Below are 10,530 nucleotides of genomic sequence, written 5' to 3' on the forward strand. Positions count from 1 at the left end.
GGCGGTTCGGCGCCCCGACTTGCCCGCGAAGGGCTGCGCAGCAGCCCCTACAGCGCGTCGTTATGCCGCCAGGCGCCCGCTGGCGATTGCCTCCGACGCCGCCAGCATGGCCCGCAGCAACACTGCGCAACCCGCCGCCAGATCCTCCGGCGTGGCGTTCTCGATCTCGTTGTGGCTGATGCCATTTTCGCAAGGCACGAAGATCATCCCCGCCGGCCCCAGTTCGGCGAGGAAGATCGCGTCATGCCCTGCCCCGCTGACAATGTCCATGTGCGGCAGGCCCAGCGCCTGTGCCGACTCGCGCACGGCATCGACGCAACCGCGGTCGAAGTACAGCGCCGGGAAGTCCGCCGTGGGCACCAGTTCATGGCTCAGGCCATGCTTGGCGCACGTCGCCTCGATCACCGCGCGCACCTCGGCGATCATCGCCTCAAGCTGATCGCCTTCCAGGTGACGGAAGTCCAGGGTCATGCGCACCTCGCCCGGGATCACGTTGCGCGAACCGGGGTAGGCCTGCAGGCAACCGACCGTGCCACAGGCATGGGGTTGGTGCGCGTGGGCGGTGCGGTTGACCGCTTCGACCACGGCAGCGGCACCCACCAGGGCGTCCTTGCGCAGGTGCATCGGGGTCGGGCCGGCGTGGGCTTCGACACCGCGCAGGGTCAGGTCGAACCACTTCTGCCCCAGTGCACCAAGGACTACACCGATGGTCTTGGCCTGATCCTCCAGGATCGGCCCCTGTTCGATATGCGCTTCAAAATAGGCACCGACCGGGTGGCCAAGCACCGCTCGCTGCCCAGCGTAGCCGATGGCGTTCAGCGCCTCGCCAACCGACACGCCCTGGGCATCACGCTTGGCCAGGGTTTCTTCCAGGGTGAACTTGCCGGCGAATACACCTGAACCCATCATGCAGGGGGCAAAACGCGACCCTTCTTCGTTGGTCCACACCACCACTTCCAGCGGTGCCTCGGTCTCGATGCCCAGGTCATTGAGAGTACGCAGCACCTCCAGCCCGGCCATGACCCCGAAACAGCCATCGAACTTGCCGCCAGTGGGCTGGGTGTCGATATGGCTGCCGGTCATCACCGGTGGTAGTTTGGGGTTACGCCCAGGGCGACGGGCGAAGATATTGCCCACTGCATCGATGCTGACGCTGCAACCGGCAGCCTCGCACCATTCGACGAACAGGTCGCGGGCCTGGCGGTCGAGGTCGGTCAACGCCAGCCGACAGACGCCCCCTTTGGCCGTGGCGCCCAGGCGGGCAAGCTCCATCAGCGATTGCCACAGGCGTGCGCTGTCGACGTGGCGCTCGGTGGATTTCAGCACATGCTGGGATGGGCTCATGGTGTTTCTCCTCAGGCATTTTTATTGGTTTGTACTGGCGCGATTGCCGGCCCGCGCACCGCCACGCCACCCAGGGCGTAGTACAGCGCCCCACCCAGCAGCGACCCGGTGAACCAGCCATAGTCGTAGAACCAGCTGAAACTGCTGTTGCCGACGGCCAGCACGGTCAGCGCCACCGGCAAGGCGAAGGCGGCAAAGCCCGCCAGGTTCCACGCCGGGTACACGTCATCGCGGTACAGGCCGGCCAGGTCCAGCTGCTGGCGGCGGATCAGGAAGTAGTCCACCACCATGATCCCGGCGATCGGCCCGAGCAGGCTGGAGTAGCCCAGCAACCAGTTGGAATAGACGCTCTCCAGGCTCAGGTCGGAAACGATCCAGCCAAGCTTCTTCAGCAGTTCGTGGCCCATCAGTGCAAGGCCGATCAAACCGGTCAGCCACACCGCGCGGGTGCGCCCGATCAGGCGCGGGGCGATGTTCTGGAAGTCGTTGGTCGGCGAGACGATATTGGCCGCGGTATTGGTCGACAGCGTGGCGATCACGATCAGCGCCATGGCCAGCGCCACCCAGCCTGGGCTGTGGATCTTGCCGATCAGGCTGACCGGGTCCGACACTGTCTCGCCCACCAGCGAGGCGGAAGCTGCGGTCATGATCACGCCCAGCGAAGCGAACAGGAACATGGTCAGCGGCAGGCCGAAAACCTGCCCGAGGATCTGGTCCTTCTGGCTCTTGGCATAGCGGCTGAAGTCGGGAATGTTCAGCGACAAGGTGGCCCAGAAACCCACCATGGCCGTGAGACCTGCGCAGAAGTAACCGACCACGCTGGCACCTTCCGGGCGCTTGGGTGGCTGCGCCAGCAACTCGGTCATCGACATGTGCGGCAAGGCCCAGAACAACAGGCCGAAGCCGACCGCGACCAGCAGCGGGGCCGACAGTGTCTCCAGCCACTTGATCGACTCGGCACCGCGCAGCACCACCCACAGGTTCAGTGCCCAGAAGATCATGAAACCGATCACCTCGCCGGTCCCTCCCAGCGATTTCCAGCCCTCGAAGATCGAGCCGAGGAACAGGTGGATGGCCAGGCCGCCGAACATGGTCTGGATGCCGAACCAGCCACAGGCCACCACCGCACGGATCAGGCAGGGCACGTTGGAACCCAGGATGCCGAACGACGAGCGCAGCAGCACGGGGAACGGGATGCCGTACTTGGTGCCGGGGAAGGCGTTGAGGGTCAGCGGGATGAGCACGATGAGGTTGGCCAGCAGAATCGCCAGCAGGGCCTCACCCACGCTCAGGCCAAAGTAGGCCGTGAGCACGCCGCCCAGGGTGTAAGTGGGCACGCAGATGGACATGCCCACCCACAGCGCGGTGATGTGCCATTTGTTCCAGGTGCGCTGGTGCACCTGGGTGGGCGCGATGTCATGGTTGTAGCGCGGGCTGTCGAGGACGTCACTGCCTGCGGACAGCTCGAACAGGCCTGCCTGCTCGATCACTTCCGATCTGCTCTGTTGCATGGGGCCTTCTCCAGATTTCTTCTAGTTGTTTGCTCATCGGGCTAACGCGATGGCCGGAGTACACACACCACCAGTACTGCTCCTCCGGTCCGGCCTGGCGGTTGTGGCCATACTCAAAATGCGTGCCGGGTCGGCTTGCGCCCACCCGGCCGGCCGCCGCCGACCGGAGGTAATCAACTGATCTGCAAAGCATTGTTGCGCGGCAGGCGCGGGCACGGTTATTCCCTCGCCTGCCGCTTGCGCCACCTTGGGCCGGCCCTGGCCCCTGCAACAGGTTTCAAACTGGTGCAGCCTGGTTTTTCATCGGCGCGGCCTGCGCCTCGAAGCCAGGAATCAAGCAGCTGATTTTGCATGGAAAATCTTGACCAATTTGGCTTCTTGTCAAGTGCGTCAAAATGGTGAAAGGCCTCACCATTTTGGTGATCACGGCAATTATTCGTTATATATCAACAATTTATTAAACGAATAAACCTGTAAATTATTTTCTTGAACAATCCCGAATCTGCATCTAGATTCCATTCTTGTCAGTTCTGACAGGATTAACACCCGTCCTCCAGCCACTGGCACATAACAATTTCAAGAACCGGCACAGACCGGTCAGCCTGCGAGGAAGACGGCATGTCCCTGTTGATCCGTGGCGCCACCGTGGTTACCCATGAAGAGAGCTATCCCGCCGATGTCCTGTGTGTCGATGGCCAGATCCGCGCCATCGGCAAAGACCTCGAAGCCCCTGCCGATTGCCAGATCCTCGATGGTAGCGGCCAGTACCTGATGCCCGGCGGCATCGACCCACACACCCACATGCAGCTGCCCTTCATGGGCACGGTCGCCAGCGAAGACTTCTTCAGCGGCACTGCAGCAGGACTGGCCGGTGGCACTACCTCGATCATCGACTTCGTCATCCCCAACCCGCAGCAGTCGCTGCTGGACGCCTTCCACACCTGGCGCGGCTGGGCACAGAAGAGCGCGTCCGACTACGGCTTCCACGTCGCCATCACCTGGTGGAGCGAACAGGTCGCCGAGGAAATGGGCGAGCTGGTGAGCCAGCATGGGGTCAACAGCTTCAAGCACTTCATGGCCTACAAGAACGCCATCATGGCGGCCGACGACACCTTGGTGGCCAGCTTCGAGCGCTGCCTGCAACTGGGTGCGGTGCCCACCGTGCATGCCGAGAACGGCGAGCTGGTCTACCACCTGCAACAGAAACTGTTGGCCCAGGGCCTGACCGGGCCGGAGGCGCACCCGCTGTCGCGCCCGTCACAAGTCGAAGGCGAAGCCGCCAGCCGCGCCATCCGCATTGCCGAAACCATCGGCACCCCGCTGTACGTGGTGCATATCTCCAGCCGTGAGGCGCTGGACGAAATCACCTACGCCCGGGCCAAGGGCCAGCCGGTGTATGGCGAGGTGCTGCCGGGCCATCTGCTGATCGACGACAGCGTCTACCGCAACCCGGACTGGGCGACTGCCGCGGGCTACGTGATGAGCCCGCCGTTCCGCCCGCGCGAGCACCAGGAAGCACTGTGGCGCGGCCTGCAATCGGGCAACCTGCACACCACCGCCACCGACCACTGCTGCTTCTGCGCCGAGCAGAAAGCCATGGGCCGTAACGACTTCAGCCGCATCCCCAACGGCACCGCAGGCATCGAGGACCGCATGGCGGTGCTGTGGGACGCCGGGGTCAACAGCGGGCGCCTGTCGATGCACGAGTTCGTTGCGCTGACCTCAACCAACACCGCGAAGATCTTCAACCTGTTCCCGCGCAAAGGCGCCATCCGCGTCGGCGCCGATGCCGACCTGGTGCTGTGGGACCCGCAGGGCACACGCACCATTTCCGCCCAGACCCACCACCAGCGGGTCGACTTCAACATCTTCGAAGGCCGCACCGTGCGCGGCATCCCCAGCCACACCATCAGCCAGGGCAAGGTGCTCTGGGCCGATGGCGACCTACGTGCCGAGCCTGGCGCCGGTCGTTACGTGGAGCGGCCAGCCTACCCCTCGGTGTACGAGGTATTGGGCCGGCGCGCCGAGCAACAGCGCCCGACACCCGTTCAGCGCTGACCTGTCCCGCATTGCCGTACCGGCCCTCAGAGGCCGGGCGGCGCCGTATTGCCGTTGACTGCCACAACCAAAAAGAAAAGAGAGGCTACAACCGTGATCGATGCCCTGAACCATTTGCCGCGCCCTCGCGCCGGCAGCGACCAATTGGCCGAGCGTTTCACCGACCTGGCCCCGCCGCTCACCGCCCGCCAGGCCGCCGTCGAAAGCGCCCGCTGCCTGTATTGCTACGACGCCCCGTGCGTGAATGCCTGCCCGAGCGAAATCGACATTCCGTCGTTCATCCACCGCATCAGCGACGAGAACCTGCAAGGCGCCGCCGAGCGCATTCTGTCGGCCAACATCCTCGGCGGCAGCTGCGCCCGAGTGTGCCCTACCGAGATTCTCTGCCAGCAAGCGTGCGTGCGTAACAACGCCCAGGAATGCGCCCCCGTGCTGATCGGTCAGCTGCAGCGCTACGCCCTGGACAATGCCGATTTCAGCGAGCACCCGTTCAAGCGCTCGCCCGCCACCGGCAAGCGCATCGCCGTGGTCGGCGCCGGCCCGGCCGGGCTGTCCTGTGCCCATCGTCTGGCCATGCACGGCCATGATGTGGTGGTGTTCGAAGCCTGCGACAAAGCTGGCGGCCTCAACGAGTACGGTATCGCCCGCTACAAGCTGGTGGACGACTATGCCCAGCGCGAAGTGCAATTCCTGCTCGGCATCGGTGGCATCGAGATACGTCATGGCCAGCGCCTGGGCACCAACCTGAGCCTGGGCGAGTTGCGCGACCAGTACGACGCAGTGTTCCTCGGCCTGGGCCTGAACGCCGTGCGCCAACTCGGCCTGGCCGATGAAGAAGCCCCTGGCCTGCTCGCCGCCACCGCGTACATCCGCGAACTGCGCCAGGCCGATGACCTTGCGCAACTGCCCCTGGCCGATCGCTGCCTGGTGATCGGCGCTGGCAACACCGCCATCGACATGGCCGTGCAGATGAGCCGCCTGGGCGCCCGCGACGTCAACCTGGTGTATCGCCGCGGCCATGCCGACATGGGAGCCACCGGCCACGAGCAGGACATCGCCAAGGCCAACCAGGTGCGCCTGCACACCTGGGCCCGCCCCGACGCCGTGCTGCTCGATGACGACGGCCGCGTACGTGGCATGCGCTTCATGCGTACGGAACTGGCCGACGGCCGCCTGCGTGACACCGGTGAAACCTACGAGCTGGCCGCCGACGCCATTTTCAAGGCCATCGGCCAAGGCTTCGACGACACCAGCCTCGGCGACCCAGTCGCCGCGCAACTGGCGCGCGACGGCGAACGTATCCGCGTCGACGACAACATGCGCACCAGCCTGGCGGGCGTCTATGCCGGCGGCGACTGCACCGCGCTGGGCCAGGACCTCACCGTCCAGGCCGTGCAACATGGCAAGCTGGCCGCCGAAGCCATCCATGCCCAACTCATGCTCAATGTGGAGGCAGCGTAAATGGCCGACCTGTCCATCGAATTTGCCGGCATCAAGGCACCCAACCCCTTCTGGCTGGCCTCTGCGCCACCGACCGACAAGGCCTACAACGTGGTCCGCGCCTTCGAGGCCGGCTGGGGCGGTGTGGTCTGGAAGACCCTGGGCGAGGACCCGGCGGCGGTCAACGTGTCTTCACGTTACTCCGCGCACTTTGGCCCCAACCGCCAGGTACAGGGCATCAACAACATCGAGCTGATCACTGACCGTTCGCTGGAGATCAACCTGCGGGAAATCACCCAGGTGAAGAAGGACTGGCCGGACCGCGCACTGATCGTGTCGCTGATGGTGCCGTGCGTGGAGGCGTCGTGGAAATTCATCCTGCCGCTGGTGGAAGCCACCGGGGCTGATGGCATCGAACTGAACTTCGGCTGCCCGCACGGCATGCCCGAGCGCGGCATGGGCGCGGCGGTTGGCCAGGTGCCGGAATACGTGGAGATGGTTACCCGCTGGTGCAAGACGCATTGCTCGCTGCCGGTGATCGTCAAGCTCACACCGAACATCACCGACATCCGCCAGTCGGCCCGTGCGGCCCATCGCGGCGGAGCGGATGCGGTGTCGCTGATCAATACCATCAACTCGATCACCAGCGTCGACCTGGACCGCATGGTCGCCCATCCTATCGTTGGCGATCAGAGCACCCACGGGGGTTACTGCGGCTCAGCGGTCAAGCCGATTGCCTTGAACATGGTCGCCGAAATCGCCCGCGACCCGGAAACCCGCGGGCTGCCGATCTGCGGCATTGGCGGTATCGGCAACTGGCGCGATGCCGCCGAGTTCATCGCGCTGGGCAGCGGTGCGGTGCAGGTTTGCACGGCGGCGATGTTGCATGGCTTCCGCATCGTCGAGGACATGAAGGATGGCCTGGCGCGCTGGATGGACCAGCACGGGCACCGCAACCTCGAGGCGTTCCGCGGGCAAGCGGTGGGGCACACGACCGACTGGAAGTACCTGGATATCAACTACAAGTCGGTGGCGCATATCGACCAGGACGCGTGCATTGGTTGTGGGCGTTGCCACATTGCCTGCGAAGACACCTCGCACCAGGCGATTGCCAGCACGCTGAAAGCTGACGGGACGCATGCCTACAGCGTGATCGAGGACGAATGCGTGGGCTGCAACCTGTGCCAGATCACCTGCCCGGTGGAGAACTGCATCGAGATGGTCGCGCAGGATACCGGCAAGCCTTACCTGAACTGGACCCAGGACCCTCGCAACCCCTACCGCGAGGCCAGCTGAAGCACCTGGCCCGCCTGACGCGGCCCCTTGCAGGAGCGCGTCAACCTGCGACGCCGCTTCATGGCTCCAGCCCGATCCCGCGCAGGATCACACTGGTCACTGTCTGCACGGCGCTCTCGAACGCCCTGTCGGACAGTGGCTGACCTTCGTTCAGCAACGTTACCTGGTAGCCAAAGTCGGCATAGTGCTGTGTCGACGCCCAGATCATGTAAAGCAGTGCCGAAGGCTCCACCGGCAGAATGCGCCCCTGCGCCACCCAGCGGCGGATCTTGTCTTCCTTGAGCTTTGCCCAGGGCACCAGGCTCTCGGCCAGGTTCACGCCCAGCACCGGCGCCCCATGCAGCATTTCCTCGGCCCAGATCTTCGAGCCCAGCGGCCGTGAACGCGAGTGGCCCATCTTGGCGCGGATGTAGCTGGTCAGCACCACCCGCGGGTCGTCGAAGTTTTCGAAGCACAGCGCGTCCTGCTTCCACACATCCAGCAGGTCCTGCAACACGGCGCGGAACAGTTCGTCCTTGGTGCTGAAGTAGTAATGAAGGTTGGAACGTGGCAGTTCGGCCTGTTCGGCGATGTCGCCCATGGACGTGGCGCCATAGCCCTTTTCGGCAAAGACCTTTTCGGCGGCGACCAGGATCTTCTCGATATTGCGACGGCGGATTTCGATCTTGTGGTTGGCCATCAGGCTTGGGCCGTCCATACAGCCAGCTCATACCCGTCCGGGTCGATGAATTGGAAGCGCCGGCCACCCGGGAAGGCAAACGTCGCCCGGCTGATTGTTGCCCCGGCCGCTTCGAGCCGCTGTTGCGTGCCCTCCAGGTCGTCGGCATACAGGATGACCAATGGCCCACCCGGCCGTACCGCCTCGCCGGTGGTGAAGCCGCCGGTCAAGCGACCATCGCTGAACTCGGTGTAGGTCGGCCCGTAGTCGGTGAAGCGCCAGCCGAACACGCTGCCGTAGAAAGCCTTGCTCCGTGCGATGTCGCTGACGTTGAACTCGATATTGTCGATCTGCCGATCATGGCCACGAACGCTCATGCGTGCTCCTTGCCGAATGGGATTGAGCTAGTCTACTCCGACAATGTCGGCGAAAGGGCCGTCTCGGTTGAAGGCTCACCCACACCTTGCCCTGTCGCGCACCGGGCACTGTGCCCGGTGCAGGTTCAGCGCGGTATTGATGATGCCGATATGGCTGAACGCCTGGGGGAAATTGCCGAGCATGCGCTTGCCGGCAGGGTCGTACTGCTCGGCCAGCAGGCCGACGTCATTGCACAGGCCGGTGAGCTGTTGGTACAGCGCCTGCGCCTCGGCCTCGCGCCCCAGCAGCACATACACATCAGCCAGCCAGAACGAGCACACCAGGAAGGTGCCCTCCCCCGGCGTCAGCCCGTCGCTGCAGCTGTCGCTGTCATAGCGCATCAGCAGGCCGTTCTTCAGCAGGCGTTGCTCGATCTGTGCCAGGGTGCGCTGAAAACGCGGATCCTCTGCCGGCAGGAAGCCGGTCAGGGCGATCTGCAACAGGCTGGCGTCCATCTCGGCCGAGCCATAGGCCTGGACGAAGTGTTGGCCGCTGGCATCGAGCCCGCGCGCACAGACCTCCCGATGAATCTCGTCGGCGACCTGCCGATAGTGGCGGCCATGCTCGCGGCCTTCCTCTGTGGTGTCAGCCAGCCCCGCCGCGCGGTCGAAGGCGACCCAGGCCATGACCTTGGAATGGACGAAATGCTGACGGCCCCCGCGCACTTCCCACAGCCCTTCGTCAGGCTCGCGCCAGATACGCTCGACGTAGGGCAGGATCAACCGGGAAATCGCCGCACTGCGCGGGTGGCGCGGCAGGCCGCCCTTGATCGCCTGGCTCATGGCGTCAGCCAGTTCGCCGTAGATGTCCAGCTGCACTTGTCCGGCAGCCGCATTGCCGACCCGCACCGGCTGCGAGTGTTCGTAGCCGGCCAGCCACGGCAAGGTGTATTCCTGCAAGTCACGCTCGCCGCCCAGGCCGTACATGATCTGCATCTGTTCGGGGTTGCCGGCCACCGAGCGCAATAGCCATTCACGCCAGGCCTGGGCTTCATCGAAGTAGCCGAGGTTCATGAAGGCCAGCAAGGTCATGGTGGCGTCGCGCAGCCAGCAGAAGCGGTAATCCCAGTTGCGTTCGTGGCCAATGCGTTCGGGCAGCGAGGTGGTGACCGCTGCGACGATGCCACCCGTGGGCGCGTAGGTCATGGCCTTGAGGGTGAGCAGCGAGCGGCGCACCAGGCCGGTGTTAGGGCCGACGTCCGGGCAACGGTCGGCAAACGCCTGCCAGTGCGTGAGTGTGTGTTGCAGTGCCTGGTCGATATCGCAGTCGGGCTGCACCGGCACGTGCGAGGGCTGGTGTCGCAAGCTGAAGATCTGCCGCTCGCCGGCACCCACGCGAAAACGTGCGACGGTGTGGTGGTCGAGGCCGTGAGGCTCCACGCTGCTGCACAGGATCAGGCGGTCAGGGCCGGCGACCGCGCTGAGCGTCAACGGGTCGATCATCTCGACCCAGGGGACGCTGCGACCGTAGTCGAAGCGCAGCACCAGGTCCATTTCGAAGTGAGTCTCGCCGGACAACCCCTCGACGATGCGCACCACCGAGTTGACCTCGTCCAGCGGCATGAAGTCGAGCACGCGGGCGCGGCCACTGGCAGTGACCCAGGTGGTTTCCAGCACCAGGGTGTCGCCCAGGTACTGGCGGCTGACGTGTTCGATGGGGTCGCAGGGTGCCAGGCGCCAGCGGCCGTTTTCTTCGTTGCCAAGCAACGCGGCGAACACGGCCGGGGCGTCGAAACGCGGCATGCACAACCAGTCGATCGAACCGTCGCGGCTGACCAGGGCGGCGCTACGGCAGTTGCCGAGCAGG

General features: G+C 64.7%; 8 protein-coding genes. 3 read left to right on the plus strand and 5 right to left on the minus strand.

Features of this window, described 5'->3' with window-relative positions:
- Positions 1-60 precede the first annotated feature (60 nt).
- Positions 61-1,344 carry a Zn-dependent hydrolase gene (locus APH27_RS25025; RefSeq protein ID WP_060486182.1) on the minus strand — a complete coding sequence of 428 codons (1,284 nt, stop codon included), beginning with the start codon at positions 1,342-1,344 and terminating at the stop codon, positions 61-63.
- Positions 1,345-1,355: 11 nt separating this feature from the next.
- The gene (locus tag APH27_RS25030; protein WP_060486183.1) at positions 1,356-2,855 is read right to left on the minus strand and encodes an NCS1 family nucleobase:cation symporter-1; all 1,500 of its coding nucleotides are present in this window, start codon (positions 2,853-2,855) and stop codon (positions 1,356-1,358) included.
- A gap of 618 nt (positions 2,856-3,473) precedes the next feature.
- Between APH27_RS25030 and hydA the strand changes: the two genes are divergently transcribed.
- The 3 genes from hydA to preA all read left to right on the plus strand — a co-directional run bounded on the left by hydA (position 3,474) and on the right by preA (position 7,649).
- Positions 3,474-4,913 carry a dihydropyrimidinase gene (gene hydA, locus APH27_RS25035; protein ID WP_060486184.1) on the plus strand — a complete coding sequence of 480 codons (1,440 nt, stop codon included), beginning with the start codon at positions 3,474-3,476 and terminating at the stop codon, positions 4,911-4,913.
- A gap of 93 nt (positions 4,914-5,006) precedes the next feature.
- Positions 5,007-6,374, plus strand: coding sequence for an NAD(P)-dependent oxidoreductase (locus APH27_RS25040; RefSeq protein WP_060486185.1), 1,368 nt, complete (start codon positions 5,007-5,009; stop codon positions 6,372-6,374).
- Positions 6,375-7,649, plus strand: a complete 1,275-nt coding sequence (preA, locus tag APH27_RS25045) for an NAD-dependent dihydropyrimidine dehydrogenase subunit PreA (RefSeq protein WP_060486186.1) — start codon at positions 6,375-6,377, stop codon at positions 7,647-7,649.
- A 58-nt stretch (positions 7,650-7,707) separates the two neighbouring features.
- On the opposite strand, the gene APH27_RS25050 is transcribed toward preA, so the two are convergent.
- From APH27_RS25050 to APH27_RS25060, 3 genes are all read right to left on the minus strand, one after another.
- Positions 7,708-8,328, minus strand: coding sequence for a TetR/AcrR family transcriptional regulator (locus APH27_RS25050; RefSeq protein WP_027919701.1), 621 nt, complete (start codon positions 8,326-8,328; stop codon positions 7,708-7,710).
- Positions 8,328-8,684 carry a VOC family protein gene (locus APH27_RS25055; protein WP_060486187.1) on the minus strand — a complete coding sequence of 119 codons (357 nt, stop codon included), beginning with the start codon at positions 8,682-8,684 and terminating at the stop codon, positions 8,328-8,330. The genes APH27_RS25050 and APH27_RS25055 overlap by 1 nt, the downstream gene beginning before the upstream one ends.
- Before the next feature lie 75 nt (positions 8,685-8,759).
- Positions 8,760-10,529 carry a glycoside hydrolase family 15 protein gene (locus APH27_RS25060; RefSeq protein ID WP_256250725.1) on the minus strand — a complete coding sequence of 590 codons (1,770 nt, stop codon included), beginning with the start codon at positions 10,527-10,529 and terminating at the stop codon, positions 8,760-8,762.
- Position 10,530 lies beyond the last annotated feature (1 nt).

It is taken from the genome of Pseudomonas sp. NBRC 111123, assembly GCF_001320205.1.
Taxonomy (GTDB): domain Bacteria; phylum Pseudomonadota; class Gammaproteobacteria; order Pseudomonadales; family Pseudomonadaceae; genus Aquipseudomonas; species Aquipseudomonas putida_J.

Bases quoted from the DNA above. Each gene is read 5' to 3' on its own strand.
- APH27_RS25055 (WP_060486187.1), bottom strand. From the start codon at position 8,684: ATGAGCGTTCGTGGCCATGATCGGCAGATCGACAATATCGAGTTCAAC.
- hydA (WP_060486184.1), top strand. From the start codon at position 3,474: ATGTCCCTGTTGATCCGTGGCGCCACCGTGGTTACCCATGAAGAGAGC.
- preA (WP_060486186.1), top strand. From the start codon at position 6,375: ATGGCCGACCTGTCCATCGAATTTGCCGGCATCAAGGCACCCAACCCC.
- APH27_RS25050 (WP_027919701.1), bottom strand. From the start codon at position 8,328: ATGGCCAACCACAAGATCGAAATCCGCCGTCGCAATATCGAGAAGATC.
- APH27_RS25025 (WP_060486182.1), bottom strand. From the start codon at position 1,344: ATGAGCCCATCCCAGCATGTGCTGAAATCCACCGAGCGCCACGTCGAC.
- APH27_RS25030 (WP_060486183.1), bottom strand. From the start codon at position 2,855: ATGCAACAGAGCAGATCGGAAGTGATCGAGCAGGCAGGCCTGTTCGAG.